23 protein-coding genes and 2 riboswitches are annotated in these 26,331 nt (G+C 67.7%); of the genes, 10 read left to right on the forward strand and 13 right to left on the reverse strand.

From position 1 onward, the window contains the following. Positions 1–220: 220 nt before the first annotated feature. On the reverse strand, positions 221–484 hold the full coding sequence (locus tag G9E11_RS11260) for a DUF4235 domain-containing protein (protein WP_102973435.1): 264 nt from the start codon (positions 482–484) through the stop codon (positions 221–223). Positions 485–520: 36 nt separating this feature from the next. Continuing rightward, positions 521–1,072 carry a heme-degrading domain-containing protein gene (locus tag G9E11_RS11265; RefSeq protein ID WP_190605595.1) on the reverse strand — a complete coding sequence of 184 codons (552 nt, stop codon included), beginning with the start codon at positions 1,070–1,072 and terminating at the stop codon, positions 521–523. A gap of 119 nt (positions 1,073–1,191) precedes the next feature. After that, a riboswitch (TPP riboswitch) is annotated at positions 1,192–1,335 on the forward strand. Between the two features lie 72 nt (positions 1,336–1,407). Between G9E11_RS11265 and G9E11_RS11270 the strand changes: the two genes are divergently transcribed. Genes G9E11_RS11270 through G9E11_RS11280 form a run of 3 tightly spaced genes read left to right on the forward strand, consistent with a single transcriptional unit; the run spans position 1,408 to position 4,447 of the window. Beyond that, positions 1,408–2,028 (forward strand): ECF transporter S component, encoded by a 621-nt coding sequence (locus tag G9E11_RS11270; RefSeq protein ID WP_190605597.1) that lies wholly within the window; start codon positions 1,408–1,410, stop codon positions 2,026–2,028. Continuing rightward, the gene (locus G9E11_RS11275; protein ID WP_190605598.1) at positions 2,028–3,647 is read left to right on the forward strand and encodes an ABC transporter ATP-binding protein; all 1,620 of its coding nucleotides are present in this window, start codon (positions 2,028–2,030) and stop codon (positions 3,645–3,647) included. The genes G9E11_RS11270 and G9E11_RS11275 overlap by 1 nt, the downstream gene beginning before the upstream one ends. Beyond that, on the forward strand, positions 3,644–4,447 hold the full coding sequence (locus G9E11_RS11280) for an energy-coupling factor transporter transmembrane component T family protein (RefSeq protein ID WP_190605600.1): 804 nt from the start codon (positions 3,644–3,646) through the stop codon (positions 4,445–4,447). Before G9E11_RS11275 ends, G9E11_RS11280 begins: the two co-directional genes overlap by 4 nt. On the opposite strand, the gene G9E11_RS11285 is transcribed toward G9E11_RS11280, so the two are convergent. Further along, complete coding sequence (locus G9E11_RS11285) at positions 4,444–4,956, reverse strand: GNAT family N-acetyltransferase (RefSeq protein ID WP_190605602.1); 513 nt, start codon at positions 4,954–4,956, stop codon at positions 4,444–4,446. The genes G9E11_RS11280 and G9E11_RS11285 overlap by 4 nt on opposite strands. A 30-nt stretch (positions 4,957–4,986) precedes the next feature. Then, positions 4,987–5,958, reverse strand: coding sequence for a glycoside hydrolase family 25 domain-containing protein (locus tag G9E11_RS11290; RefSeq protein ID WP_190605604.1), 972 nt, complete (start codon positions 5,956–5,958; stop codon positions 4,987–4,989). 239 nt (positions 5,959–6,197) lie between these two features. Here G9E11_RS11290 and G9E11_RS11295 point away from each other — a divergent pair, with 239 nt between their 5' ends. The 3 genes from G9E11_RS11295 to G9E11_RS11305 all read left to right on the forward strand — a co-directional run bounded on the left by G9E11_RS11295 (position 6,198) and on the right by G9E11_RS11305 (position 9,879). Continuing rightward, positions 6,198–7,721, forward strand: a complete 1,524-nt coding sequence (locus tag G9E11_RS11295) for a UDP-N-acetylglucosamine 1-carboxyvinyltransferase (protein ID WP_190605606.1) — start codon at positions 6,198–6,200, stop codon at positions 7,719–7,721. A gap of 122 nt (positions 7,722–7,843) precedes the next feature. Beyond that, a complete protein-coding gene (locus G9E11_RS11300; protein WP_190605608.1) occupies positions 7,844–9,079 on the forward strand; it encodes a glutamate--cysteine ligase 2 in 1,236 nt (411 codons plus the stop codon). A gap of 146 nt (positions 9,080–9,225) precedes the next feature. Then, positions 9,226–9,879 carry an aspartate/glutamate racemase family protein gene (locus G9E11_RS11305; protein WP_190605610.1) on the forward strand — a complete coding sequence of 218 codons (654 nt, stop codon included), beginning with the start codon at positions 9,226–9,228 and terminating at the stop codon, positions 9,877–9,879. Positions 9,880–9,881: 2 nt separating this feature from the next. On the opposite strand, the gene G9E11_RS11310 is transcribed toward G9E11_RS11305, so the two are convergent. The 5 genes from G9E11_RS11310 to G9E11_RS11330 form a co-directional block, all read right to left on the reverse strand. Then, positions 9,882–12,425: an AMP-binding protein gene (locus tag G9E11_RS11310; RefSeq protein ID WP_190605611.1), complete on the reverse strand. Its 2,544-nt coding sequence runs from the start codon at positions 12,423–12,425 to the stop codon at positions 9,882–9,884. Between the two features lie 67 nt (positions 12,426–12,492). Continuing rightward, a complete protein-coding gene (locus G9E11_RS21495) occupies positions 12,493–12,969 on the reverse strand; it encodes a YegP family protein (protein WP_190605612.1) in 477 nt (158 codons plus the stop codon). Positions 12,970–13,217: 248 nt separating this feature from the next. Continuing rightward, positions 13,218–14,426 carry an O-succinylhomoserine sulfhydrylase gene (locus tag G9E11_RS11320; protein ID WP_190605613.1) on the reverse strand — a complete coding sequence of 403 codons (1,209 nt, stop codon included), beginning with the start codon at positions 14,424–14,426 and terminating at the stop codon, positions 13,218–13,220. 1 nt (position 14,427) lies between these two features. After that, positions 14,428–14,838: a rhodanese-like domain-containing protein gene (locus G9E11_RS11325; RefSeq protein ID WP_190605614.1), complete on the reverse strand. Its 411-nt coding sequence runs from the start codon at positions 14,836–14,838 to the stop codon at positions 14,428–14,430. Next, a complete protein-coding gene (locus G9E11_RS11330; protein WP_190605615.1) occupies positions 14,835–15,143 on the reverse strand; it encodes a DUF1737 domain-containing protein in 309 nt (102 codons plus the stop codon). Before G9E11_RS11330 ends, G9E11_RS11325 begins: the two co-directional genes overlap by 4 nt. 13 nt (positions 15,144–15,156) lie before the next feature. Then, positions 15,157–15,271, reverse strand: a riboswitch (SAM riboswitch). Positions 15,272–15,569: 298 nt separating this feature from the next. Between G9E11_RS11330 and G9E11_RS11335 the strand changes: the two genes are divergently transcribed. The 3 genes from G9E11_RS11335 to G9E11_RS11345 all read left to right on the forward strand — a co-directional run bounded on the left by G9E11_RS11335 (position 15,570) and on the right by G9E11_RS11345 (position 19,658). Then, on the forward strand, positions 15,570–16,865 hold the full coding sequence (locus G9E11_RS11335) for an NtaA/DmoA family FMN-dependent monooxygenase (protein ID WP_190605616.1): 1,296 nt from the start codon (positions 15,570–15,572) through the stop codon (positions 16,863–16,865). 73 nt (positions 16,866–16,938) lie between these two features. Beyond that, on the forward strand, positions 16,939–18,612 hold the full coding sequence (locus G9E11_RS11340; RefSeq protein ID WP_246468852.1) for an aromatic amino acid ammonia-lyase: 1,674 nt from the start codon (positions 16,939–16,941) through the stop codon (positions 18,610–18,612). Beyond that, complete coding sequence (locus G9E11_RS11345; RefSeq protein WP_190605618.1) at positions 18,609–19,658, forward strand: PLP-dependent cysteine synthase family protein; 1,050 nt, start codon at positions 18,609–18,611, stop codon at positions 19,656–19,658. The genes G9E11_RS11340 and G9E11_RS11345 overlap by 4 nt, the downstream gene beginning before the upstream one ends. A 1-nt stretch (position 19,659) precedes the next feature. Here G9E11_RS11345 and G9E11_RS11350 read toward each other — a convergent pair whose 3' ends face one another. Then, the gene (locus G9E11_RS11350; RefSeq protein WP_190605619.1) at positions 19,660–20,757 is read right to left on the reverse strand and encodes an EAL domain-containing protein; all 1,098 of its coding nucleotides are present in this window, start codon (positions 20,755–20,757) and stop codon (positions 19,660–19,662) included. Positions 20,758–20,923: 166 nt separating this feature from the next. Beyond that, positions 20,924–21,856 carry an aminodeoxychorismate lyase gene (locus tag G9E11_RS11355; RefSeq protein WP_190605621.1) on the reverse strand — a complete coding sequence of 311 codons (933 nt, stop codon included), beginning with the start codon at positions 21,854–21,856 and terminating at the stop codon, positions 20,924–20,926. 96 nt (positions 21,857–21,952) lie between these two features. Here G9E11_RS11355 and cls point away from each other — a divergent pair, with 96 nt between their 5' ends. Beyond that, positions 21,953–23,425: a cardiolipin synthase gene (gene cls / locus G9E11_RS11360; protein WP_194718131.1), complete on the forward strand. Its 1,473-nt coding sequence runs from the start codon at positions 21,953–21,955 to the stop codon at positions 23,423–23,425. A gap of 25 nt (positions 23,426–23,450) precedes the next feature. Here cls and pabB read toward each other — a convergent pair whose 3' ends face one another. Together pabB and G9E11_RS11370 are read right to left on the reverse strand one after the other, a co-directional pair. Further along, positions 23,451–25,559 carry an aminodeoxychorismate synthase component I gene (pabB, locus tag G9E11_RS11365; protein WP_190605625.1) on the reverse strand — a complete coding sequence of 703 codons (2,109 nt, stop codon included), beginning with the start codon at positions 25,557–25,559 and terminating at the stop codon, positions 23,451–23,453. Further along, entirely contained in the window at positions 25,556–26,245 is a 690-nt protein-coding gene (locus G9E11_RS11370; RefSeq protein ID WP_479686151.1) for a low molecular weight protein-tyrosine-phosphatase, read from the reverse strand. Before G9E11_RS11370 ends, pabB begins: the two co-directional genes overlap by 4 nt. Positions 26,246–26,331 lie beyond the last annotated feature (86 nt).

Raw genomic sequence — 26,331 nt, forward strand, 5'->3', positions numbered from 1 at the left:
GCAGGATGCGAAAGAACCCGGCACCGCAGGTTGCGGTGCCGGGTCCGGCTGTTTTGAGCCCGGCCGAGGTCATCAGCACTGCCACGTTCAGAACGCAAGCAGTATGCCCTGCCGCGCTTGGGGAAACCCGGTCTCGGCCCGGAAGGGGCTGCCGGGCAACCCACCCCGTGTGGGGGACCGCAGCGTGGTTGGTCTCGACAGGCGCGGCCAGCGGGGAGGCCTAGACGATGTCCTGGGTCTTCGCGAAGCGGGTGATGGCCCGCTGGGTGCCCCGGTTGGCCAGCACCTGGATGACCGCGCTCACGGAGGCGGAGACGAGGGCGAACGTGAGGGCCGTGCGCAGTGTGGTGGGGACGTCGTCCTTGTCACCCTTGGGGGGCTTCCGGCCCGTGATTTTTTCCCAGATGGTGTCGACGGCCTTGGTGCCGGCGAACCCTGCCAGCAGGCTGATGCCTGTGCCAAGCAGTTTGATGAAGAAACTCATTGCGGAACTCCTCGCGTGATGAACACTGGTCTGTCCTTAGCCTAGCCGCATGGACCGGTGGATCTCCCGCAACGCCTGCACCACGAGGTCGTGGTCCGCCTTCTGCGGCAGCCCGGACACGGTGACCACAGCCACCGCCCCCACATCGCGCACATAGACGGGGAAGGCTCCGCCGTGGGCAGCGTAGGTGGACTGGTCAAACCAGGCGTTGTCCTCGATCCGTCCGCCGCCGGCCCGGCCGCGCAGTCCCACCAGCAGCGACGGTTCCTCGTAGCGCACTGCAGTCCGCTGCTTGGCCCGCAACCAGCCTTCGTTGTCCGGGGTGGCCCCCTCGAGCGCCGCATGGAAGAGCACCTGCTCCCCCTTGGTGATATCGATGGCGATGGGCAGGTTCTCCTCCTTGCCCCGTTCGACCAGTTCCAGGCCCAGCGCCAGCGCATCGTCCTTCGTAAACCTCGGGAACTGCAGTTCAGCGATCTCCCCTTCGATCTGCCCGATCAGGGCTTCCAAGGCTCCCGCCGGCTGTTCCGCGGATGAATCGGGGTCAAAGGCGGGCAGGGCAGCGGTGCCGGAGTCCTGTTGCGTCATGGCCCCAATCTACTCCGGACCGCTGTCCCGACGCCGCAATGAAAACTCCCGCATTGTGACAGCGGCCCCGGTTTCCGGGCCGGACGCGGTGTAAACTGGATCAGCCCACAAGGGCAGATTTATCACGACAGGGGAGCGCCGCCGTCGGGATGCAAAGGCAACTGCCAGCGCAACCGCGGAAGGGCGCTGAGAGTGCGGACCGCCGCAGACCCTCGAACCTGATCCGGCTAGTACCGGCGCAAGGGAGTCGAGTTCTCAGAGTGCCCGGCAGCGCGAGGCCCAGCCACCCGCAGCCGGGGGAACGCTTTCCCCTCCTGTTCCCCAGGAGGACCATCATGACAACTGCAGCAATCAAGAAGACCAGCTACAGCTGGCGCGTGGCGGACATCGTCGTGGCGGCGCTCATCGCCGTTGCCGGCGGCGTCATCTTCTGGGCCTGGTCCCAGGGCGCCAACCTCATTTCCACCCCAGTCAACGCCGTCTATCCTCCGCTGACCGGCCTCTACGCCGGCGGCTGGATGATTCCGGCGGTCCTGGGGATGCTCATCATCCGCAAGCCCGGCGCAGCCCTGTTCTGCGAGGGTGTGGCTGCCACCGGCGAGCTGCTCATGGGCTCGCAGTACGGCACCACGGTGCTCATTTCGGGAGTTCTGCAGGGCCTGGGGGCGGAGCTTGTGTTCGCCGCCTTCGCATACAAGAAGTTCAACCTGCCCGCCTCGCTGCTTGCGGGGGCCGGCGCCGGACTGTTCTGCGGGCTCAACGACTCCTTCGCCCCCTGGGGCTGGAACATCGCCTACGCGGCCGGCGACAAACTCGCCTACATCGTGTTCTGCGCCATTTCCGGCGCGGTCATCGCGGGCGCCCTGTCCTGGATCGCCGCCCGAGGCCTGGCCAAGACGGGCGTGCTGAGTTCCTTCGCGTCCCGCAAAGCAGCCACGGAGCCCGTCTTCTCCTAATGCCCGGACACGACGACGCCGGCGTCCGCCCCGCCGCGGTCACCGCCCGCGGCTGGGGCTGGCGCCACGCCGGCCGCGCCAAACCGGCCGTCCATGCCCTCGACCTGGACATCCGCCCCGGCGAGCGGGTCATGCTGCTGGGCCCTTCCGGAGCGGGCAAGTCCACGCTGCTTCACGCCCTGGCCGGGGTGCTGGGGGACAGTGACGCGGACGACGCCGGGACACCCGACCGTGAGGACGCGGACGAGAGCGGAGAGCTGTTCATCGACGGCGCGCCGCCCCGTTCCCGGCGCGGCCGCGCCGGGCTCATGCAGCAGGACCCGGAAACGCAGGTGGTGCTCTCCCGCCTCGGCGACGACGTCGCCTTCGGCGCCGAGAATCTGTCAGTGCCCCGCGAGGAGATCTGGCGCCGCGTGCACGAGGCGCTGGACGACGTCGGACTGTCACATCTTCCCCTGAACCACCCGACGTCGGCCTTGTCCGGCGGCCAGAAGCAGCGCCTGGCGCTCGCCGGCATCCTGGCGATGCGGCCGGGACTTATCCTGCTGGACGAGCCCACCGCGAACCTCGACCCGGACGGCGTCCTGGAAGTCCGGGACGCCGTGGGCCGCTGCCTCGACAAGACCGGGGCCACCCTGGTGGTGGTGGAGCACCGGGTAGCTGCCTGGAAAGACCTGGTGGACCGGATCGTGGTCCTGCAGCCGGGATCCGCCTCGGACGGCGCGGTGCTGATCGACGGGACCCCGGACGAGGTTCTCGAGCAGGCGCGCGGGATGCTCACTGCCGCCGGCGTCTGGGTCCCCGGCTACGTTCCTGAGACCCGGCGCCGTTCGGCTACCGGCGCTCTGCCGTCCTCTGGACATAGCACCGGCCAGCTGCTGCTGGCGGCCGAAAACCTTGCCGTGTCGCGGGAGCGTCCACGCCGCCGCGGCTTCCGCTCCGTACCCCCTGAGCCCGTCCTGCGTGACGTCACAGCGCAGGTCCGGGCGGGCGAGGCGCTGACCGTCACTGGTCCCAACGGTGCCGGCAAGTCCACCTTTGCGCTGACCCTGGCCGGGCTGTTGCCGCCGGTGGGCGGCAAGGTCTCCGCGACGGTTGAACTGAGCGGCGGAGCCGGAATTGACCCGTACAAGTGGAGGGCCGAGCAGCTGATCGCCCGGATCGGCACGGTGTTCCAGGAACCCGAACACCAGTTCGTCACCGGCCGCGTCCTGGACGAGCTGCAGTTCGGCCCTCGCCATCTGGGCCACGGCGAAGAGCGCGTCGACGAGCTGCTGGAGCGGCTGCGCCTCACGCATCTCGTGGACGCGAACCCGTACACTCTCTCCGGCGGGGAGAAACGCAGGCTATCCGTGGCCACCGTCCTGGCGGCGCACCCGCAGGTGCTGGTGCTGGACGAGCCCACCTTCGGCCAGGACGCCAACACCTGGGCGGAGCTTGCCTCGTTCCTTTCGGAACTGCTCGATGCCGGCACGGCCGTGGTGTCGGTGACCCACGATGAGGAGTTCACCCAGGTGCTCGGCGGCACCGAGCTGCGGCTAGGGTCCGGCGGCCGGCTTCAACCCAGCCCCGCTGAACCCAGACCCGCCGAGCCAACGTCAGAACAGGCTGCAACATGAGGGAAGCACTGACACTTGCCGGAAACCGGGCGGTGCTGACGCGCGCCAATCCGCTGGCCAAGTTTGCCGCGGTCTTCCTGATCACCCTCGTCCTGGCGCTGTCCATCGACTGGATGTCGGCGTCGGTGGCTCTCGCGTGCGAGCTGCTGGTCTTCCCGCTGGCAGGGCTGACAGCCGCGCTGCTGTGGCAGCGCGGCTGGCCGCTGATCCTTGCGGCCGCCGTGGGCGGCTGGAGCACCTCCATCCTGTCGCCGGACAGCGGGAGGCTACTGCTCGACGTCGGCATCTGGTCCATGAGCGAAGGTTCCCTCCAGCTGGGGCTGGGTTTCCTGCTCCGGGGCCTGGCCATTGCCCTGCCTGCGGTGCTGCTGATGAGCTGCACCGATCCCACCGACCTGGCGGACGCCCTGGCACAGAAGGCGCGGCTGCCGCACCGGTTTGTGCTCGGGACTTTGGCCGCGATGAGGCTGGTCGGACTGATGGCCGAGGAATGGCAGACCATCGGCATGGCCCGGCGCGCCCGCGGGGTCGGATCGCGCGGCAACCCGTGGCAACGGATGCGGGCCACCCTGGGGCAGAGCTTCGGCCTCCTGGTCCAGGCCATCCGCCGCGCCACTCGGCTTGCCGTGACCATGGAAGCCCGCGGGTTCGGGGGCGCCAGCCGGACCTGGGCGCGCGTGTCCACGTACAGTGTGCTGGACGTCTGGGTAGTGCTCGGCGGGGTGCTGATCGCTGCCGGCGCCGTGGTTGCCGCGCTGTGGGCCGGCACCTGGAACATGGTGTGGCTGGAGGGCTCCTAATCCGCCGGGCGCGCCAACCCCGCCGGCCGCGCCATCCGGACCTCGGCCAGCCCCTCCCAGTCTTCGATCGTGTCCCTGGCGCCGGTGAAGAGGAAGCCGTGGCGCTGGTAGAAGGCCTGGGCACGCGCGTTGTCCTCGGCGACCCACAGCGCAGCCCCTTCGCTTCCGATGGCAGCCTCGAGCAGCGCCTGGCCGAGGCCCCTGCCATGGTGGGACGCAAGGAGATAGATGCCCCAGAGCTCGGTCTGCTCCCTCAGCCCTTCTTCGGGCGGAAGCGAGCCGGCAAACCCCACCAGCTTCCCGGCGTCGTCCACTACGAACTGGCGGCCCGCATGCGGGCCGTCCAGAAGGCGCCGCCACATGGCCAGCCGATCTTCCACGCCTTGCCTTTCCATGAAGCCCGGTGACAGCAGGTGCGCGTAGGTTTCGCGCCAGCATTCCAGGTGGAGCCGGGCCAGGGCCGCGGCGTCTTCGGGGGCGGCCTGGCGGACGCTGCAGGTGTGATCCATGGGGCCGGCTCTAAATGTTCGCGGCCTGCGTCAAGTGCAGGAGTGGTTGTAGTCGAAGCCGTCGGACACGAACTGGGTGAGGACTACTTTGCCGCCCGCCGTAAGGGGCGACGCGGAACAGATGCTCCCGGCGTCGGCGGCGGTGCGCGCCCCGGCCAGCCAGCTCGGCAGGGAGTAGAGGCTGCTGGCCGAACCGACCTCGCCGACGACCTGTCCCCACTGCCGCGCCGAGGAGTAGACGCCCACCCTGGCCCCGATGCTGTGGAAAAAATCGGTCATGCCCTCCAGGTCCGCCCGGTTGGCGTTCCTGTCGCCTGACCAGCTGTTGCCCGTCTCGACATCCAGCCACCAAAGGTACGTTTCAGGGTCGGAGATGGTCCGAAGGTACGCGTCGTCGAAGGCTTTCGCGTACCCGTACATATAGGCGCACGCCGCGTCCTCCTTGCCCTGGCAGGTGCCGTAGGGGTTGGTCACGAGCTTGCCGCCGTACTCATTGCTCACGGGCCACCAAGAGCCGCGCAGCCCCGGATTCGCGGTGTTCACATAGAGCGCAAGGCGGGGCTGGCCGGTCCCCCCAGCTGCGTCCTCCCCCCAGTCAAGCTGCTGGTGGAGGCAGGGGTTGGTGGTGTTGGCGCGCCCGTTGTTGACTCCGACAATCGCGAACGCAGGGTCATCGGGCAGTTCGCCGCTGCACTGCGGCCAGGAGACATCGTTGCCCAAGGGGGCCCTGCCGGACTCAGGCGGCCGTACGGGCTGACCGGCCACCGGCCGTGGGGATTGCGGGAACGCGGGCGGCTGCGCCTGTGCGGCGCCGCTGGAAGTGGCAGAAGCCTTGGGCGAGGCTTGTGTGACGGTTGATTCGGGTGCCGGCGGAGCGCCGTCGTCGAGCCTCGGTCCCGGGATGAACCCTACGGCTGTAGCCACCACGAAGGACAGCAGGGCTGAAGCCGGAGGCCCAACGGGGTGTTTCCTGCCCAGCACGGCAAAGCTGAAAATGGACATGGCGGCCTCCCATCCCCTCATGGCCGCAACAGGTACCGCTAGCTTGCTCCCGGATGCGGGACCGGGTCAAGGCCGATGCACGGTCCTTGACCCAGGCTGCACAGGCCATCACAGCTACTGTCACACGGACGGAGCCCCGTTATCGAATGCTTATGCGTGTAACGGGTATATCACGGGTCGTGTGACCCTTCCAAAGGCACACGACGCAAAAATAGCTCATATCTGATATATTTTTCTCCATGACACAACAGACTGTTGAACATGTTGGCCTTCTGCTCCGCGATGCCCGCGGGCAGAAAGGGTGGACCCAGGGCCAGTTGGCCGCGGAACTCGGCACCAGCCAAAGTGCCGTGGCCCGCATGGAACAGGGCAAGCAGAACATGAGCCTGAAAATGATCCAGCGCCTGGAGGCCATCTTCGGCCGCAGCTTCGTCCAGCTCGGCAAATCCCAGATGACCCACCTCCGCGTAGAGGGCGGCAGGACGCTGTCGGGCTCCGTCGACGTCAACACCAGCAAGAACGCCGGGGTCGCCCTCCTATGCGCCAGCCTCATCAACCGTGGCACCACCACGCTGCGCCGGCTGGCCCGCATCGAGGAAGTCAACCGAATCGTCGAGGTTCTGAGCAGCATTGGCGTCGAATGCACCTGGCTCAACGACAACGACCTCCGCCTCCGCCGGCCCGCGAATCTGGACCTGGCGTCCATGGACGCCGAGGCTGCGCGCCGGACCCGCAGCGTCATCATGCTGCTGGGCCCGCTGCTTGACGTGACCGATGAATACCGGCTGCCCTACGCCGGCGGCTGCGACCTGGGCATCCGGACCGTGGAGCCGCATATGCAGGCACTGCGGCAGTTCGGTCTGTCCGTGGAGGCCAGTTCCGGCTTCTACAGCGTGCAGGCACCTCCCACTGACGAACTGGACAGGTCCTTCGTGCTGACCGAGCGCGGCGACACCGTTACGGAGAACGCCATCATGGCCGCCGCCCACCGCCGCGGCACCACGGTCATCCGCAACGCCAGCCCCAACTACATGGTCCAGGACCTCTGCTTCTACCTGCAGCGGCTGGGCGTGGAGATCGACGGCGTCGGAACCACCACGCTGAAGATCACCGGCAAACCGACCATCGACGTCGACATTGAGTACTTCCCCTCGGAAGACCCCATCGAGGCGATGAGCCTCATCACCGCCGGCATTGTCACCAACTCAGAGGTGACCATCCGCCGGGTGCCCATCGAATTCATGGAGATCGAGCTGGCCACCCTGGAGCAGATGGGCCAGCAGCTGGAGGTCTCCGGCGAGTACATGGCCCGTAACGGGCGCACCCGGCTGGTGGACGTGACCACGAAGCCCTCGGAGCTGCGCGCGCCGGAGGACAAGATCCACCCGATGCCGTTCCCGGGGCTGAACATCGACAACCTGCCGTTCTTCGCGGTGATCGCGGGCAACGCCGAGGGCCAGACCATGATCCACGACTGGGTCTACGAGAACCGCGCGATCTACTTGACGGAGCTGAACAAACTGGGTGCCCGGATACAGCTCCTGGACCCGCACCGCATCTACGTCAACGGCCCCACGCGCTGGCGTGCCGCGGAGGTGGGCTGCCCGCCCGCGCTGCGTCCCGCTGCCTGCCTCCTCCTGGCCATGCTGGCGGCCCGCGGAGTTTCCGAGCTGCGCAACATCTATGTCATCGAGCGCGGCTACGAGGACCTCGCGGAACGGCTTAACACCATCGGCGCCAAGATCGAGTACTTCCAGGACTGACGATAAACCAAGCGCGAACGGACACTTGGGCCCCTTGTGGCGCGCCCTTCAAGGGCCCCAAGTGTCCGTTCGCGCTTCGTCATGTCGGGGACGTTTCCGTTGGTCTGGCGCACAATGTAGGCATGCGGACTTTTGGCGTGGAGGAAGAGCTCCTGATCGTCGATCCGGACAGCGGGGAACCGCTGGCGCTCGCCGATGCCCTGCTGGCGCGCCGCAAACTCGCTGCCGACGACGCCCCGGGCAGGCCCCGGCTGGTGAAGAAAAAGGCCGAAACCAAGTGCGACGACGACGAAATGGGCCTGAGCGCAGAACTCAAGCTCGAGCAGATCGAGACGCAGACACGCCCGTGCCTGGACCATGCGGAACTGCTGCGCCAGATCCGCGCCGGCAGGGCACTGGCTGACGAAGCCGCCCAGGGCCACGATGCGCGGATTGCGGCCCTGGCCACCTCGCCGCTGGCCCTCTCCAGCCACACCACGCCGGACCCGCGCTACGCCAGGATGCTGGAACGGTTCGGCCTGACCGCCCAGGAGCAGCTCACCTGCGGCTTCCATGTGCACACCTACATCGAATCCGCCGACGAAGGCGTGGCAGTGCTGGACAGGATCCGGGACAAGCTGGCCGTCCTGATCGCGCTCAGTGCCAACTCCCCGTTCTGGAACGGCGTGGAAACCGGGTTCGAGAGCTACCGGACGCAGGCCTGGAACCGCTGGCCGTCGTCGGGCCCGTCCGCCATCTACGGCAATCTGTCCACCTACCGCCGCACGGTGAGCCGGCTGCTGGATAGCGGAGTGGTGCTGGACGAGGGGATGATCTATTTCGACGCGCGCCTCTCCCGGAACCATCCCACCGTGGAGGTGCGGGTGGCCGACGTCTGCCTCCGCGCCGAGGACGCCGCGCTGATCGCCGTCCTGGTCCGTGCGCTCGTGGAATCGGCATGCCGGGAATGGCGTGAGGGCGTGGAGCCGGCACCCGTGCCAACGGTGCTGCTGCGGATGGCCGCCTGGCAGGCCAGCAACTTTGGCCTGCGCGGTGAACTGCTGGACTTCGGCAGCTTCCGGCCCGTGCCTGCCGAAGACGTGGTGGACTCCCTGGTCGATTTCCTGGAGCCGGTGCTGTCCGAGAACGGCGAAATTGAACTGGCCCGGCAGGGCGTCGAGGCAATCTTCGCACGCGGCACCGGCGCTGCTGAGCAGCGCGGCATCCGCCAGGTGGTGCTGGACAAAGCAGAGCCCGACGACGGCGGGCTGGGCGCCGTCGTCGCGCACGCCGTGCGCGCCACGCACAAGGGAACCGGGGAGTACGTCGGCCCCGATGCCGCGGACGCCCCGGAACTCTTGCGCGTCCGCCAGCTCTAACTCCTCGCTCTGACTCCGCGCACTGACCCGCACAGTCCGCGCTCATGGGGCCGGAATGTTTCCGGTGGTCATTTTGCGGTAAACCACGTGAAACGTCGGCTGGCTAGTGTGAAAGCACAACACCCGCCCGGGGGAAGGAATAGACCATGCGCGTAGGAATCATCAGGGCTTTAACCACCACCGACCGGCGACTGCTCAACTCGCACGGAAAGCTGCTCCGCGACACCTTCGGCTTCGATGTCACCACCCGGTGCATTCCGGACCAGCCCTCGGGAGTCTATGACGCTGACTCGTTGCAGGGTGCCGTGCCCAAGGTAGTGGAGCTTGCACTGGACATGGCTTCGGACGTCGACGCACTGATCATCAGCTGCGCCGCCGATCCCGGGTTGCCGGAGGTGCGCGCCCTGCTGGACATTCCCGTGATCGGTGCCGGCTCCGCGGCGGCTGCGGCAGCACTCGCCTTCGGCGGCCGGGTGGGAGTGCTTGGCCTCAAGCACTCAGTGCCCGGTCCCATATCCGACGCCCTCGGCGACCGCATGCTCCTGATCGATGGCCCCGAGAGTGTGGAGACGCCGGACGGCTTCCTGCTGCCAACAGGCATCTTCGATGCGCTTGCCGCCGCACACATGCTGGCGGACGCCGGCGCGGATGTCATTCTCGAGGCGAGTGCCGGGCTGACGAGCATCGGCATGACGGACGTCCTGCGGCGCAGGTTGGGGATCCCCGTCATTGACCCCGTCACGGCTGCCGGCTCCGTGCTTATCTCTGCCGTGGCAGCCCGCGAGCTTCAGCCCGTTTGAGCTTACGGCTGCCTGAGCCTTCCCCGGAACGGCCGCCAGCCACTCCGCCCCATCAGGCCCATGACGCGAGTGCACAGCGCCCAGTATGCAATCCCGGCCGCCAGGGACGCCGCCACGGCAAGGGCCGGGCTGGTCGCTGCCAGCAGCGGGTAGACCAGCCAGTGCACCAGGTATGCGTAGAGGGAAGCGCTGGCCAGAAGCACCGTCAGGCGCTGCAGTCCCCTGGGCACGGCAAGGGTGGGCAGCCAGGTGAGCAGCAGGATTCCGGCAACAAGCGTCAGCTCACGGTTCGCATCCCCGAAAAAGCACCCGGGGACCGTGAGGATCGCGAGGACTGACACCGCACACCGCTGAACCACTGTCCGGGTCCGGGCAATGGCCCAACCCAGGACAAACAGCCACAGGGTCGGGGACGGGTGGGGAACACCGGGATCCACGATGTCGTAGCGCGAGAGCAGCGCGAAGCCGGTAAGGGCAAGCGGAAAGAGCAGCGGGAACCGCCGCTCCGCCCGGTCCGCCCAGGGCATGGCCAGCAGGGCCGCCATGCCCAGGAGGATGTAGACCAGCACCTCGATGAACCAGAAATGCCACTGCGTGGTCACAGCTTCGGGGCCGACCACGGAGTTCAGGAGCAGGACATTGGCCAGCGTATACCGGTCGGTGATCAGGTAGGCCACTCCGATGAACGCCGTGCTGGGCAGCGCCACCCTGGCGACGCTGGTGAGCTGGCGCCGGAACCGGGGAAACCGTTCCCCGCTGAGCTGGAAGCGGGCGAAATTGTAGCCGGCCACCGCCATCAGCACGTGGGCCATACCCGGCCATTTCATCAGCCCCACGTGGGTGCCGACGATGAGCACAATGGCCACGGCCCGCAGCACGATGCTGGTCTCGATCGGGGCAAAGAACCGCCGCATCTTTCCGGCTGGCTTAGTCCCTGGCTGCTGCTCCAGGTCGCGGACCGGCGTCACGTGCCAGTCCGGCGGGAGATGGCCCAGCAGCTGCTCCAGGCGGACGGACGTGGCCACATAGGACAGCGAGTCGCCGCCGAGCGAGACGAACGTATCGCCGTCGCCGATGCCGGGGCGCTCCAGAGTGTCTTGGAAGATCCGCCGCACGTCGTCCGGTCGGGAGCGGTCCGGCCCCGCGCCGGACGGCGCCGGCTCAGAGAGCGCCGGTGTTGAGAGGGCCAGGACCGCCGGGTAGTCCACCTTCCCGGTGGCCAGGCGGGGGAGATGCTCGACGGCGTGCAGCTCCAGGGCCGTACGGGGCAGCCCGATACCCTGGGCGAGGACCTTGGACAGCAGCTGGGCGTCGTGGCTGCCTTCGACGGCGACCACAAGGCCCTGGTCGGTGCCGGCGCTTGCCGCTTCAACGCCCAGGTCACCCAGGATGCGCTCCACCTGGCCGAGGTCAACCCGGAGGCCAACGATCTTGACGAACCGGCTGCGCCGCCCCACCACTTCATAGACGCCGGCGGGGTGTTTCCGGGCCAGATCGCCGGTGCGGAGTTCGTGGACCGTGCGGCCGGCGCCCAGATCTTCCGGTGTCTCCGCGTAGCCGAGCATGACATTGGGCCCGGTGTAAACGAGTTCGCCGTGCTCGAGGCCGGGAACCGGCTCGATGCGGAAGGCGCCGCCGGGAACCGGGATGCCGATGGCGCCCGGGTGTTCGGCGGCCAGCGCGGGCGGAAGGTAGGCCATCCGGGCGGTGGCTTCCGTCTGGCCGTACATCACGAACAGCTCCCAGCCCTTCCGGCGGCCGAGCTCGGCATAGCTCTGCACGCGTTCGGGGGCGAGCCGGCCTCCTGCCTGCGTGACATATCGCAGGCCGGGGAGGTCGATGCCGGCAAAGCCCACCCGCTCCAGCAGCTCGAACGTGTACGGCACCGCCGCGAACGACGTCGCCCCGCCGGTACGGAAAAGCTCCCAGAAGCACGGGTCAACAACGGACAGGTCCGTGAGTACCAGGCCCGCACCCCGCAGCAGGTGGCTGTTGATCACGGACAGCCCGTAGCAGTAGGACATCGGCAGCGTGGTTGCGGCGCGGTCTTCCGGGCCGATGTCCAGATATTCGGCAATCGACTCCGCATTGGCCTGCAGACTGGCGGAGGACAGGCGCACCAGCTTGGGCGAACCCGTGGAGCCGGACGTGCTGAGCAGCAGCGCGAGGTCCGGATGGAGTTCGTGCCTGGTTCCGGGCCTTCGCTCCTCAAACAATGTCTCTCCGTTGGCTGAGCGCAGCACCACATCGGGGTCGTACGCGGCCACCAGGGACTCGAGTGCCGCCGGCTTGTCCTCCGGCAGCAGGATCAGCGGGTGACCGCCTACCAGGGCGGCGAGATACGCCACCAGCGAGTCGACGTCGTTCGCTGCAGCCAGTGCCACGAGGCGCCGTTGCGTGCCCAGCCGGAGGGCGAGGGCATCAACCCTGCGTGCCAGGTCCCGGTAGGTGAGAGTGAAATTGTCGGTAAGGATGGCGGGCCTGTCCCCGTGGCCGGCCAGATCGGCGGCGAAGGGTACCCGCGCGAAATCAAGCTGCGTGGTCACCGCATGAGGATATTAGTTAAGGCTTACCTAAGTAAAACCGTCCCGGTGCCTGTTACGCCGAGCGGTACTAAAGCCGTACGGCGTCATGCGAGGTCGGGGCGGCCTTGTGGCTCTGTCCGGCGGACTCCCGCTGGCCCTTCATTACGTACATCAGTTGCCGGGGAGCTGGTTGCGGCGGCTCGGCAGCTGCCGCCGGCCTGCACAGCGGCGAACCGGGAGCCTCCGACGGCGTGCGCTTCGTGCCGAATCCCTGCCTGCGGTGGTCGGGCCGTGCCGGCAGAACCTGGGCCGGTGCTGGCGCCGGAACGGCCGCCTGAACCTGAGCCCCTGTCACCGAAGCGGACCCTGTCACCGGAGCTGCCGCAGGCGAGAGGTCCGCGATGAGCCCCGTCCCGGCGCATTCGCGGACGTCGGCGATGCCGGCCGCAGCCGCGCGCTTGTCCTCGAAAGGTGCGGAGATGGCCAGCACGGATCCATCGGGGGCCTTCAGCCGGAACCGGAACTGGGACTCTGCGTCAACAAAAACTTCGAATACTGCGGCCATGGCGGTCCTTCCGGTCAGGGAGGCTGCACGCAGCGTCTTCGCGGCCGCGGCCCCGAACGCATCGCTGCGTCTGTCCTTGGGTGGGGTGCTGAACCGACTGGGTTTAGTCGGTTCATCGGTGTTATTAGAGTCTGCCCAGTGCACTCGGAGCCTAACAAGACCAGCCGTGTAAACCCTGGGTAAACCCTGCTGGTCCACCCACTAAACCGTGCCGCACCTGCGTTCTCAAGGACGCCAGAAATGAGAAGTCAGATCTGCTTGAGTGCCTGTTCCAGGTCCGCGACGAGGTCATCCGCGTCCTCCAGGCCGACGGACAGCCGCACCACTCCATCGCTGAGCCCGATCGCGGCACGACCTTCCGGTCCCATGGCCCGGTGCGTCGTGGTGGCGGGGTGGGTGATCAGCGACTTGGCGTCGCCCAGATTGTTGGAAATGTCGATGATCTTCAGGGCGTCCAGCAGCGCGAAGGCGGCCTCCTTGCCCGACTGGCCGGCCGTCGTCGCAAGCTCCAGCGTGAGGACGGTGCCGCCGGCCTTCATCTGGTTGGCCGCCAGTTCGTACTGCGGGTGCGACTTGAGCAGCGGGTACTTCACCCAGTTGACGGCGGGCTGGGCCTCCAGCCATTCGGCCAGGCGCAGCGCCGTGGCGGACGAGTGGTTGACGCGCAGCGCCATGGTCTCCAGGCCCTTGGTGAGGACCCAGGCATTGAATGAGGAGAGCGCCGGACCAGTGTGGCGCATAAGCTGCTTGACCGGGCCGTCGATGAATTCCTTGGTGCCCAGGATGGCTCCGCCCATCACCCGGCCCTGGCCGTCGATGTGCTTGGTGCCGGAGTAGACCACCACGTCCGCGCCCAGGTCCCCGCAGCGCTGCAGCAGCGGGGTGGCGAAGACGTTGTCCGCCACAACCTTGGCGCCGGCGGCGTGGGCAAGTTCGCTGACCGCCGCAATGTCCACGATTTCCTGCATGGGATTGGACGGGGATTCGAAGAAGACGGCCGTGGTGGGCACCGAGAGGGCGGCACGCCACTGCTCGAGGTCCGGACCGTCCACGAACACCGTCTCCACACCCCAGCGCGGCAGGATTTCGTTGAGGATCACGAAGCAGGAGCCGAACAAGGAACGGCTGGCGACCACGCGGTCCCCGGCCCCGAGCAGTGCGCCCAGGGCGGTGAACACGGCGGACATCCCGGACGCCGTCGCAAAGCACGCCTCGGTGCCTTCGAGCAGGCGGAGCCGTTCCTGGAAGGTGGCCACGGACGGGTTGCCGTAGCGCGAGTAGACGAAGCGTTCGTCCTCGCCCGTGAAGGCACGCTCCGCGGCTTCGGCGGACTCGTAGACGAACCCGGAGTTCAGGAAAACGGGCTCGGTGGTTTCCTGGAAATTGGTACGGTCAAGCCCGCCGCGGACGGCCTGGGTATCGGGGCTCCAGCCGGCGGCGTCGTGATTGAAGGTCAACTTAGTTCTTTCCCAGGTTCGTCGGCAGGCCGCGGTTCTTCCAGCCGTTCACGGTGCGCTCACCGTATCGGTCGGGTTCGCCCTCGAAGCCTTCGAGGACGTTGTAGGCGGTGAAACCCGCCTGGGTGGCGGCGATTGCCGCCGCGATGGAGCGCTGGCCGGAGCGGCACAGGAAAACCAGCTCCACGCCCGTATCCTCCGGCGCCTGCTGCTTCAGCTGCTCCACGAAGTCGGGGTTGGGGATGCCGCCGGGAAAGGTCCACTGAATGAACAGGGGATCGTTGTCCGTTGCCTTAGTGTCCGGAACACCGATGTGCGCCCATTCGCCCTCGGTGCGGACATCCACCAGGACGGCGCCCTGTTCAAGCTTTGCCCAGGCGTCCTGCGGGGTGAGGTCTCCCGCGTAGCTCATGCGTGGCCCTCGTAAGCTTCTTCGGCGAGGTCCTCGTCGGAGTCCAGCCGGTCCACGGCGGTGGCGACGGCGGCGTCTGCGCTGGCGATGGCGGCGGGCAGGACGACGGCCTGGGCCACGATGACGCCGGTGCCGTTGAAGGTGGCGGCAGGGCTGCCGTGCAGCACGTACCCCTCGGCAAGGGCAGCCGAGACGCGCTCACAGAACGCACGGTCGTCCGGCCCCGTGATTAGGCGGTAGGACAGCTTTTCCTCGGGTTTATCCTGCTGGGACGGCAGCGTTGCTACGGCGGGGGCGTCTGACACGACGGATCTCCTTTTCTCACGCTTGCAGCTCGAAGTGGTCGATATGCCGAGTATTCACCTGAGGCACCCCGCCGTGGATGGAGGGTTGCCGACCGGCCAGTCAGGGCTTAATGCCGGTACTCATTACTCCCCAAAAACGTAACACTGACGACAGCGGCGCGCACCGCCGCCGTCGTCATCTTCCGTAACGGACCGAACAGCAACGCGAGGTCAGATATCGCCCAATAAGGGGTGTGGAAGCGGCTGTAAGTGTCCCCACCCGCTCCCTTCCCTCGCAAGCTCGGCCAGGGAACCCGGCGGGCGTGGCCCCCCGCGTTGCGGTTACAAAGCATGTGGCCGGGAGGATAATGACGGGAGATGAACCGCCGTAACGCCGGATGAAACCAGGCCGCAGTGAATGATTCGACCCCGAATACAGTGACTCCCATGCTGCACTTTGGATGGTTTGTGGGCCATGGCTTCGGGGTCCAGGGCTGGGGGACCCCCGGCTACGGAATGGGCTACGACTGGAGGAAGCCCGCCCCCTACCAGCATGCGGTCCGCGAGTTTGAGCGGGCGGGACTGGACCTGTTCATCATCGAGGACTCCCTCACCGTCCCCGACACCTACGGCGGCAGCGCGGAGGTCTCGCTGGCGCAGGCGTCCTTTGCGCCGAAGCACGATCCGCTGGCCCTGGTGCCGTACCTGCTCTCCGCCACGGAGCATTTGGGCATTGTTCCCACCATCAGCGCCTCCTTCTACCCGCCGTTCACCGCCGCCCGGCTGCTGGCCACCCTGCAGCACTTCTCCAACGGGCAGCTGGGCTGGAACGTGGTGACCTCCGGGAGCGATCTTGCCGCGCAGAACTACGGACTGGACCAGCAGATCGAGCACGACCTCCGCTACGAGAAGGCCGAGGAGTTCGTCGACGTCGTTCGGAAGCTCTGGCGCAGCTGGGAACCGGACGCCATCCGGGAGGACACCCGGGCAGGGATCTTCGCGGACCACACCAAGGTCCGGCCGATCCACCACGAGGGGGAGTTCTTCAAGGTCCGGGGACCGCTGAACACGGCCCCGCTGCCGGAGGAGCCGGTGCTGGTGCAGGCCGGGGCATCCCCGCGGGGCAAGGCCTTCGCCGGTGCGAACGCGGATGTTGCGATCGCCCTGGCCCGCGGCGCCGACGGCATGAAGGCGTACCGGGACTCCATCCGCGCCGAGGCAGCCGCCGCCGGCCGGAACCCCGACGACGTCAAGGTGCTGTTCGTCCTCAAACCCACCGTGACCGGCTCCAGGGCTGAAGCGGAGGAGCTGCGGGCCGCCCGCCGGGAGCTGACCCAGCGGGAAATCGACAGCCAGCTCAATTCGATCTCCTATTTGTCCGTCATCGACTTCAAGCAGTTCGACCTCGACGCGCCCCTCCCCGAGCTCAGCACCAACAGCAACCAGGGCACCCTGGAGCACTTCTCCAAGGCTGCGCCCCCGGGTTCCACGCTGCGGCAGATCCTGCAGGCCAGAAGCGGCGGCGCGGGCGACACCATCATCGGCACGGCGGAGGAAATTGCCGACCATCTCGAGGAAACCGGGGCTGCAGTGGGCGGAGACGGGTTCCTCTTCTCCGGCTTCGTGGACCCGGCCACCATTCACGGCGTGCTGGACAGGCTGGCGCCGGTGCTCCGCCGTCGGGGTCTGTTGCGGACAAGCTACGGCGACGGCGGCTTCCGCCGGAACCTGCTGGACTTCTGACGCCATGGCGGCCGGGGCTGGTGCAATGGCAGGGCCTGGTTCTACGGATGGGCCCGGGGGACACGACGGACTGATGCCGGGCCTCCAGCGCGGCACATTCCTGGTCGGGGCGGCCCATATCCGTGCCGACGACGTAGCTGCCGCGGCTGCCGATCCCACAGTGGCGGTGGTGCTCAGCGCCGAAGCCCTCGAACTCGTCGGGCTGTCCCGCGAGGTGGTGCAGGCGGCCATCGATTCCGGCCACCGGGTCTACGGACTCAACACCCTGCTCGGCTCCGGCCGGGACACCGCCGTGGAGCAGGAATCCATCCTCGACTTCCAGCTGCAGGTGGTGCGCTACCACCACAGCGGCGTCGGCGCACTCCTGGACCGGGATGAAGTCCGGGCCCTGATCCTGGCCAGGCTCATCGGATTCACGCGGGGAGGCTCGGGGGTGCGCCCGGAAACTGCCCGGTTTTATGCCGAACTGCTCAACAGGGGCGTGGTGCCTGCCGTTCCGCGCGACGGGTCCGTCGGCTCGTCGGACCTCACCCAGTTGGCGGCGGTTGCCGCCGTCGCCATCGGGGAGGGGCAGGCGCTTGCTCCCGACGGCGGCCTGCAGGACGGCGCGGAGGCCCTTGCCGCTGCCGGGCTGGAACCGCTGGTCCTGGCGCCGGGCGAGGCCCTGGCGCTGGTCAGTGCCAACTCCTATTCGATCGGTGCAGGCGCACTGGAACTCTGCCGCATCCGGTGGCTGGCCGATTTGGCGGACACCGCGCTGGCGCTCTCGCTTGAGGCCACCGCAAGGTACGACGGCGGCGGGAACCTCAGCCCGTTTTCGCCGGCCGTCCAGTCGGCCAAGGCGGTGGACGGCCAGCGCGTCTCGGCGGCCAACGTCCGGCGCCTGGTGCGCGGCGGCTGGCTGGAAGACCCGCGGCGGCAGGTGTCGGTCCAGGACGCCCTGTCCTTCCGGGCCGCGCCGCAGACACACGGTGCGTTCCGGGCCCAGGTGACCGCCCTGGCCGAGGCGCTCGAGGTGGAACTCAACGGCCGGGGCGACAACCCGCTGACGGATGTGGCCTCGGGCCGGATGGTGTCCGGCGGAAACTTCCAGCCCATGCAGCTGGCCCTGGCGTTCGAGGCGCTGCGGCTGGGACTGGCCCATGTCGGAATCAGTAGCGAGCGGCGGATCGCCAAGCTCTATCCGCCGCAGCGCCTCATCCGGCAGCTCAACCTCGAGGCCGCCCGGGCGGGCACGCCGCTCGCGTTAGAGGACCTGCCGGGACTGCTTTGGTACTCGGCCGCCGGCCTCCTGGCCGAGCTGAAGTTCCTGGCGGCACCCGCCACGCTGGGTGCCCCCACCCTGTCCGCGGACGTGGAGGACCACTCCACCTTGGCCCCGCTTGCCCTCCAGCAGCTGCAGCGCTCGGTGGAGGCCGCCGCCAAACTCCTCACCATCGAGGCATTGACGGCCTCCTACCTTTTGGCGGAGGCGCAGGACACAGATCTGCGGGAGGCGGAAATCCGGGAGCCCGGAGCAGGCAGCGGCGCCGTCGTGGCCCGGCTGTCGGAACTGCTGGCCGGTCAACTGCCGGCGGCGGTACTGGTCGACAGCGCGCGTACTGCGCTGGGGGATTTGCTGGCACGACTGCCGGAACTCAGGACAGCGGATCCGGACGGTTCAAATGCCGGTGCTCCGAATGGCAGCGGCCCGGACGCCGGGGGCCCGCATGACGCGGGCCCGAATGACCGCGGAGGAGGATCATGACCACCGTGACGGGAAGCGGCCGTCAGCCAAGGCACGTGGCGACTATCGTTGATTCGGGCCTGGACGCTGATGCTGTGCTGGCGCGGGTGGGGAACACTCCGCTGGTGCCGCTGAATGTGCTGAGCCGCGGGCTGGGGAGCACCGTGTTCGTCAAGCTTGAATCGGAGAACCCCGGCGGTTCCATCAAGGACCGGACAGCACTGAGCATGGTCCGGGCGGCCGAGCGGAGCGGCGAGCTGCAGCCCGGCGGGACCATTGTGGAGAGCACATCCGGAAACACGGGAATCGGGCTCGCCCTGATCGGGGCGCTGACCGGCCACCCGGTGGTGGTGGTCACCGGTGATTCCATCTCCTCCGAAAAGCTGGAAGCCCTCAACAGGTACGGGGCGCGGGTGGTGTTTACGGACTGGAGCGCGCCCTCGGACTCGCCGCAAAATGCACGGGCGGTCGCGGCCCGGATTACGGCCGAAATTCCCGGCGCGTGGCGTCCGCTGCAGTTCGACAATCCGGCCAACCCGCGGGCGCACTACGAGGGGACTGCGCCGGAAATCTGGGAGCAGACGGCCGGCCGGGTTACGCACTTCGTCGCAGGCGTGGGCACCGGTGGCACCATCACCGGGAACGGACGGTACCTCAAGGAAAAGTCCGGCGGGCACGTGGAGGTAATCGGCGCGGACCCCTACGGTTCGGTCTACAGCGGCGGGCATCCGGGCCAGATCCTGGTGGACGGTGTGGGCAACTCCTGGCCCAAGCCCGACTGGCCGAAGGTCTTCGACCGCGGCCTGCTGGACCGGTTCCTGCGGATTCCGAATAACGAGGTGTACACAACGCTGCACCGGATGCTCAACGACGAAGGCCTGTCCCTCGGGCCGTCGTCGGGACTGACCGTGGCGGCAGCGGTCCGGGTGGCCAGGGCGGCGCCGCACGGGTCAGTGGTGGTGGCGATCGCCCCGGACACCGGCAGCAACTACCAGAGCAAGGCCTTCAACCCGGTGTGGCTGGCGGACAACCACATCCGCCTGGCCGCCGACCTGGCGGAGGACTAGCTCAGGAGGCAGGGCCGCTGGCGGCCGTCTCGCTCTCCGAACGGATCCAGGCGTTCCAGTCCAGCGGGTGCACGGAGGGCCGGCCCAGCAGGTAGCCCTGCGCAGCCGTCATACCAAGTTCGGTCACGGCCTCGAGTTCCTCGGGAGTCTCGACGCCCTGGGCGCCGATCACGGCGTCAACGTGGCGGGCTAGTTCACCCATGGCGGCGGCCCTCAGGCGCTGGCCCGGGGAGTCCTCGATGTCGGCGATGAAGCTCCGGTCCAGCTTGATGATGTCCGGGTGCAGTTCCAGGACTTGGTCCATCGAGGTAAAGCCGACCTCGGCGCCGTTCACGGCGATCCGCAGCCCACGGCGCCGCAGCGGGGTGATGGCGAAGGTCAGCGACGCGTACTGCTCGAGGGGGACCGGGCCGTTCAGGTCGATGACGATCCGGTCCATGGCCAGCTGGGAATGTTCCAGCAGCCCGGGGATCCTTGGGTCCGCGCATGTTGCCGGTGTCAGATTCAGTGCGATGAACAGGTGATCGGGCACGGCCTGTGCCGCAGCAAGGGCGCGGTGCAGCGCCGCGAGTTCAAGGTCGGTGCCCAGCCCAACGGATTCGGCCTCGTTGAACCAGTGGTCCGCGCTGGCGCCGTCGTCGCTGACGAACCGGGTCAGGGCCTCGACCCCGATCACCTGCCCCTCCGGAAGCCGGCGGATCGGCTGGAACGCGGTCATCAGCATCTTGTCGGCGAGGATGGCTTCAATCCGGTTCCTGCTCCGCCGGGTGAAGGGCACCGGCTCGGGCGCAGCCAGGTTCTGGGCGGAAGCGCTCACCGGGATGGCGCCGTTTTCGGCGTTGGCCAACTCGGTTGTGGCGGTGAGGTGCTCGAGCAGCACGTGTTCGGGATTGTCCGGATGGGCTTCGAACAGGGCACGCAGCTGGGCTCGGGGCCATGCACTGGCCGGATCTGTTTCGGCGAGCAGCTCGAGAATGATTTGCTCGGCTTGCCAGCGCACACTAATTTCCCCCACGTCCCCCGGCAGCGCTGCCTGGGCCCCCCAGCCCGTGGGTAGTGAGTTTGTCAATGCGTGCAGGGAGTTGTCATCCCAAGACATCGGCTATTCCTTTATACGTACTCATTCCGGCTGAGCCCGGAACCAGGCCACATGCCATCACCGCCGCGTGACGCGGGCAGTGGCCGTGGAAGAAGACTACAGCGCAGGGCACCGGCTTGTCCCGGCTTTTTTCGAACGGTGCCTTTTCGTTATGCGGGACGTCCGGTCATTCGATTCCGGCGAACAATTCGTTCAGCTCGGCGGTCAGCTGCTTGCGGAGTGCCGGCGTGCCGATTTCGCGGCCGTCGATGTGATTGACCGGCGCCAGGAGGCGGATGCTGGAAATCAGCCAGACCGCGTCGGCGTCTGCCAGGTCCTGGGGCTTCAGCGGGCCGTAGCCCAGTTCCCAGCCGGCGGCCTTGGCGGCGGCGAAGAGCGCGCCCTGGGACGTTCCGGGGAGAATGCCGCTGTCCAGCTGCGGCGTGACGAGGCGTTTAACTGTTGTTCCGGCGTCGTTCTTCTCCACGTTCGCCAGTAGCACGGTGGATGTGGGGCCCTCCAGCACGCGGCCGTCCGAGGACGTGAAGATGACATCATCCGCCCCTTGCTTGTGGGCGTGGCGCAGCGCGGCCATGTTGACCGCGTACGAGAGGGTCTTGGCGCCGAGCAGCAGCCATGGGGCGCGCTCGGCTGCGTCGCTGTCATAGCCGCGGTCAAGGAGGATCACGTCGATTCCCGTCTCGCGCTGGCGCCGTCCGGCCACGGCGACGGGGGAGACCTGAACCCAGCAGGTGGGGGCGGAGGCACCCTCGACGCCGCGGGTGACAATGAGCTTCACCACGGCCTCGTCCAGCTCCGGGGAAGGTGCCGGGTTGTCGGAGCGGAACGCCGCGACGCCCGTCCCGACTGCACGGCGCCAGCCGTCCGGCCCCGGAATCTCCAGGTCCAACGCCTGCGCCGAGCGGGCCAGCCGGTCCAGGTGGGCCTGGATCTTCCGCGTGTGGCCGGCGACGGCGAGCATGGACTCGAACACGCCGTCACCGCGGGTGGCACCCAAATCAGTGGCCATCAGCTGCGGCTTTTCGGGGTCGGCAATCCGTCCGTTCTCATAGTCCGGATCCAGGAACACCAGCACTGTGCGGGAGGTACGAGACGTCATGCCTCAAGCTTAGTGTGGCCGGTGCCCGATAGGCTGGCATCACCGCTCCATTCGGAATGGCTGTGAGGGTAAGAAGTAACGGGGGTTTCAACTGTGTTGTGGCCATTTCCGCTGGCGGAGACACTGCCGGGTTGGCTGATCCTGCTGCTCAGCGGAGTGGATCTGGTCATCAGGGTCCTGGCCGTGGGCATTATCCCGGGCAACCGGCGGCCCACAACGGCCATGGCCTGGCTGCTTGGCATCTTCTTCGTGCCGGCCCTGGGACTGATCCTCTTCCTGCTCTTCGGTAACTTCAAGTTGTCGCGCCGCCGCACCGAGCAGCAACAGCTGGTCAACGAGAGGGTCCGTGCCGGCAGCGCCGCGCTTTCCGACGTCGCCAGTGAGTATTCCGGCCCGGAATGGGTCCTGTCCGCGGCCGAACTCAACCGCCGGCTCGGGTCGATCCCGCTGGTGGACGGCAACCACGTGGAGCTGATACCCGGCTACCCGGACTCCATCCGCGCCATGGCGGAGGCGGTGCGGAAAGCAAAGCGTTTCGTCAATGCCGAGTTCTACATCATGAGCACGGACCACGTCACGGACGACCTCCTCACGGCCCTTGAGGAGGCGGCGGACCGCGGCGTCCAGGTCCGCGTGCTGTTCGACCACATCGGAACCCTGCGCGTGAAGGGGTACAACAAGCTGCTGAAACGGCTCAAGGCCAGCCGCATCCAGTGGCGGCGGATGCTGCCGCTGCTGCCCATCCACGGCCAGTGGCGCCGGCCGGACCTGCGCAACCACCGCAAGATCATGGTGATCGACGGCGAAGTCGCGTTCACGGGGTCGCAGAACCTGATCGAGCCCTCCTACAACAACCCCAAGCACCGCAAGGCCGGCCGGGAATGGATCGAGCTGATGGCCTGCCTGCGGGGCCCGATCGTTCCCACGCTCAATGTTGTCTTTGCCACCGACTGGCTCAGCGAGTCCGACGAGTCACTTGAGGACCAGCTGCAGGTGACTGCCGAGCCCTCGCCGGGCGGCGTCACAGCCCAGGTGGTGCCCAGCGGCCCCGGCTTCACCACCGAGAACAACCTCCGGCTTTTCAACACGCTGATCTACTCGGCGCAGCACCGGATTTCCGTCTGCAGCCCCTACTTTGTGCCGGACGATTCCCTGCTCTACGCCATCACCACCGCGGCCCAGCGCGGGGTGGACGTGGAACTGTTCGTCTCCGAGAAGGGCGACCAGTTCCTGGTCCACCACGCCCAGCAGTCCTACTACGAGGCCCTGCTGCGGGCCGGCGTTCGGATCTACCTCTACAAGGCGCCGTTCGTGCTCCACGCCAAGCACTTCACCATCGACGACGAAGTGGCGGTCCTGGGCTCCAGCAACATGGACATGCGGTCCTTCTCGCTCAACCTGGAGGTTTCGGTGATGCTGCTGGGCGCAGACGCCGTCAACAGCATGCGCGCGGTGGAGGACACCTACCGCGACATCTCCCACGAGCTCCGGCTCGAGGACTGGATGCGCCGGCCCCTCGCGGCAAGGTACGTGGACAACGTCGCCCGCCTCACGGCCACAGTCCAATAACTTCTCGATAGAGCCGGCCAAAAACTCAATCCGGGAAGGTGGAACCCAGGGTGGAGAGTACGCCGTAGGCCTTGGTGCGGATCTCCTCGTACTCGTCCTGTGCCACGGAATCGGCGGTGATGGCGCCGCCGACGCCGAGACTGAGCCGGACCCTTTCGCCTTCGCCGCCGTCCTGCACCACCAGGGTGCGGATGGCCACGGCCAGATCCGTGGCCCCGTTCAGCGAGAAGTACCCGATGGCCCCCGAATAGACCCCGCGCGGCCCCTCCTCCAGCCGGTCCAGGATGGCCATGGTGCTGATCTTCGGTGCACCGGTCATGGAGCCGGCCGGGAAGCAGGCGGCCACCGCCTCCGCCCGTGGCGACCCCGGCAGAAGAACGGCGTCGATGGTGCTCACCAGCTGGTGGACCGTGGCGTAGCTTTCGATCTCGCACAGCCGGCTGACCGTGACCGACCCTGGCTCGGCGAAATGGCTGAGATCGTTCCGGAGCAGATCCACAATCATGATGTTCTCCGCCCGGTCCTTGAGGGACGTGGCCAGGTCATGGCGGAGGGCAGCATCGGTTTCCGGGTCAGCAGCCCGGCGGCGGGTGCCCTTGATCGGCTCGGCGCGCATGCCGCCGTCGGACGCTATCCGCAGGAAGCGCTCCGGCGAGGTGCTGGCCACCGTGAGCCCGCCGAACCGCAGGTAGCTTGCGAACGGTGCCGGGTTCCGCCGGCGCAGGGCAAGGTACGCCGCCCACGGGTCGAGCGCCGGCACCTCCGCCGCGAGGGTGGTGGTGAGGCAGATTTCGTAGGAGTTACCCTCGGCGATCTGGTGCTGGGCTTCGGCGATCTTGCGCTTGTAGCTCGCCTCGCTGTCGCGGCCGGCAAATGCCGGCGCCGTGCCATGGACCGGTACAGAGTTAGCAGGTACAGCGGCGTCTGCGGCGGGAAGTACGACGCCGTTGCTGCCGCCGGCAACAGGTGCGGCAGTCACCGCTTCACGGGCTTGGGCGAGCCAGCCGGCGGCGTCCGGCGCGTCGAGGGCGAGCAGCCACACCGTGTTGTCCGTGTGGTCCAGGACCACGCCCCGGCCAGCGAAGATCAGCCCGGCATCAGGCGTGTCCGCGGGGAAGTCCTGACCGCCGGTTTCACGCTTCAGCTCATAGCCGAGGTAGCCCAGCCAGCCCAGCGCGAAGTCGCACGGGTAGTCTTCCGGGCCGCGCACGGCCTTGCGTCCCCACACCGTCTCGAGCCAGCGGAAGAACGGGCCGGACACGTGGGCCGTGGCGCACCCGGCGGTGACCCGGGTGACGCCGGAACTGTGCAGGACGGACTGGCCGAACGTGCCGCCGTCGTCTGCCAAAATACTGAAGCGGCTGCGTTCCGCCGCGGGACTTACCCTGCCGGGAACGGCAGTGCCGGCCGCGTCGGCCTTGCCGGCCGTACGCAGGGAGGAGTCCAGCCAGACTGCGTTGCCGGACGTTCCGTACAGCGCCCTGAAGAGCGCGGCGGGATCCGGGCTGGCCTCGATCCGTTCGGACAGCAGGCGCAGGCCGCGCCGCGAGGACAGCTCGGGAACCAATGCCGTGGTGAGCGCCGGGAGGTAGGTCAGTGCCTGCAGGGCGCCCGCGGGGGCGGTGCCGTCGGCGCGGTTGAGGACCCGGACATCGGCATGCTGCGGGATGGGGTCCGCGGCCAGCAGTTCCGCCTCCTGGCCGGCCCACTGGTCCCAGAACGGCTCGTACGTCTCGCCGTCACGTGCCAGCGCGCGGGTGCGGCGCTCGCCGTCGGGGGAGTCTGCCCAGATGACGGCGTCCAGGAGGGGCCTTGCTGCGGCTGCAGCTGCCCCAACGCCCTCGACGATCACGATCTCGGCGGGAAGGGTGACCCGCGGATCGCCGTCGTTATTGTTTTTCCAGTCCCAGCTGACCCACGACGCCGCTTCGCCGCGGCTCAGGGGCGCCAGCACCGTGGTGACGTAGCGTTCAATTCCGGCGGATAATCCGTCCCAGCCGGGATAGATGTCCTCGAGGTGGAACAGTGACACCTTGTGATGGTTCCGCAGCGTGGCCGCGAGCTCGATGGCCAATGTGGTTTTACCTGCGCCGGACCGCCCGTCAATGGCGATGATCACAGGTGCGGGGGTCATGAAATAGAGCGTACCTGCTGGCTGTCCTGAACCTGGACGTTGTGAAGCGGGCTGCTGCCGGCCAGGTGGCTGTGGCGCTTGCCGTTGCGTGCCCGGTGCTCATCTATCCGGACTGGAGCCGCCTCGCTGCCGGCGTCGTTGCCGCCGGCCGCTGGTGCATCCTGCCCGATCGAGTCCTGCGCGATTGCGTCCTGCACGTAGCGGACAATGCCCGGGACTGCCGCCTGGACCTGGTCCCACACGGCCTCGAAGTCATCGTGGCCGCCGTACCAGGGGTCCTCGATGCCCTGCTCCAGGGGATCGCCGTCGGCCAGGGCGGGGTCGAAGCTGCGGAGCATGCGGATCCGGGACAGCGCCTGGTCATCCGGGGCGGAGGCCCGGAGCCAACCGTAGTGGTCCACGTCCAGCGCCAGTATCAGGTGCCGCTCGGTGTACCATTCGGGGCGCCATTCCCGTGCAACGTGCCGGTCCGACAAGAGGTTGTGGGTGGTGAGTTTCCGTGCCGCCCGTGGGTCGATGGGGTGTCCTGCTTCGTAGGCGGTGGTGCCTGCGGAATCGACGATCACGAGGTCGCCGAGCCCGGCTTCAGCGAAGGCGGCGCCCAGCATCAGCTCGGCCATGGGCGAGCGGCAGATGTTGCCGGTGCAGACGGTGATGACTCGGTATGGGCTCGTCGTTGAGTTCATGGGCTAAGCATGGAGGATGCCAGCCCCGCTTGGCTAGTAAGTGAGCTTATTGTCGACAAGCCGCGTAAAGTTTGTCGGTCGCGCTG

The sequence above is a fragment of the Arthrobacter ipis genome, assembly GCF_014694315.1.
GTDB lineage: Bacteria > Actinomycetota > Actinomycetes > Actinomycetales > Micrococcaceae > Arthrobacter > Arthrobacter ipis.

Excerpts from the sequence above, each read along its gene's own strand:
- G9E11_RS11260 (WP_102973435.1), bottom strand. The coding sequence starts at position 484 with ATGAGTTTCTTCATCAAACTGCTTGGCACAGGCATCAGCCTGCTGGCA.
- G9E11_RS11265 (WP_190605595.1), bottom strand. The coding sequence starts at position 1,072 with ATGACGCAACAGGACTCCGGCACCGCTGCCCTGCCCGCCTTTGACCCC.
- G9E11_RS11270 (WP_190605597.1), top strand. The coding sequence starts at position 1,408 with ATGACAACTGCAGCAATCAAGAAGACCAGCTACAGCTGGCGCGTGGCG.
- G9E11_RS11275 (WP_190605598.1), top strand. The coding sequence starts at position 2,028 with ATGCCCGGACACGACGACGCCGGCGTCCGCCCCGCCGCGGTCACCGCC.
- G9E11_RS11280 (WP_190605600.1), top strand. The coding sequence starts at position 3,644 with ATGAGGGAAGCACTGACACTTGCCGGAAACCGGGCGGTGCTGACGCGC.
- G9E11_RS11285 (WP_190605602.1), bottom strand. The coding sequence starts at position 4,956 with ATGGATCACACCTGCAGCGTCCGCCAGGCCGCCCCCGAAGACGCCGCG.
- G9E11_RS11290 (WP_190605604.1), bottom strand. The coding sequence starts at position 5,958 with ATGTCCATTTTCAGCTTTGCCGTGCTGGGCAGGAAACACCCCGTTGGG.
- G9E11_RS11295 (WP_190605606.1), top strand. The coding sequence starts at position 6,198 with ATGACACAACAGACTGTTGAACATGTTGGCCTTCTGCTCCGCGATGCC.
- G9E11_RS11300 (WP_190605608.1), top strand. The coding sequence starts at position 7,844 with ATGCGGACTTTTGGCGTGGAGGAAGAGCTCCTGATCGTCGATCCGGAC.
- G9E11_RS11305 (WP_190605610.1), top strand. The coding sequence starts at position 9,226 with ATGCGCGTAGGAATCATCAGGGCTTTAACCACCACCGACCGGCGACTG.
- G9E11_RS21495 (WP_190605612.1), bottom strand. The coding sequence starts at position 12,969 with ATGGCCGCAGTATTCGAAGTTTTTGTTGACGCAGAGTCCCAGTTCCGG.
- G9E11_RS11325 (WP_190605614.1), bottom strand. The coding sequence starts at position 14,838 with ATGAGCTACGCGGGAGACCTCACCCCGCAGGACGCCTGGGCAAAGCTT.
- G9E11_RS11335 (WP_190605616.1), top strand. The coding sequence starts at position 15,570 with ATGCTGCACTTTGGATGGTTTGTGGGCCATGGCTTCGGGGTCCAGGGC.
- G9E11_RS11340 (WP_246468852.1), top strand. The coding sequence starts at position 16,939 with ATGCCGGGCCTCCAGCGCGGCACATTCCTGGTCGGGGCGGCCCATATC.
- G9E11_RS11345 (WP_190605618.1), top strand. The coding sequence starts at position 18,609 with ATGACCACCGTGACGGGAAGCGGCCGTCAGCCAAGGCACGTGGCGACT.
- G9E11_RS11350 (WP_190605619.1), bottom strand. The coding sequence starts at position 20,757 with ATGTCTTGGGATGACAACTCCCTGCACGCATTGACAAACTCACTACCC.
- G9E11_RS11355 (WP_190605621.1), bottom strand. The coding sequence starts at position 21,856 with ATGACGTCTCGTACCTCCCGCACAGTGCTGGTGTTCCTGGATCCGGAC.
- pabB (WP_190605625.1), bottom strand. The coding sequence starts at position 25,559 with ATGACCCCCGCACCTGTGATCATCGCCATTGACGGGCGGTCCGGCGCA.
- G9E11_RS11370 (WP_479686151.1), bottom strand. The coding sequence starts at position 26,245 with ATGAACTCAACGACGAGCCCATACCGAGTCATCACCGTCTGCACCGGC.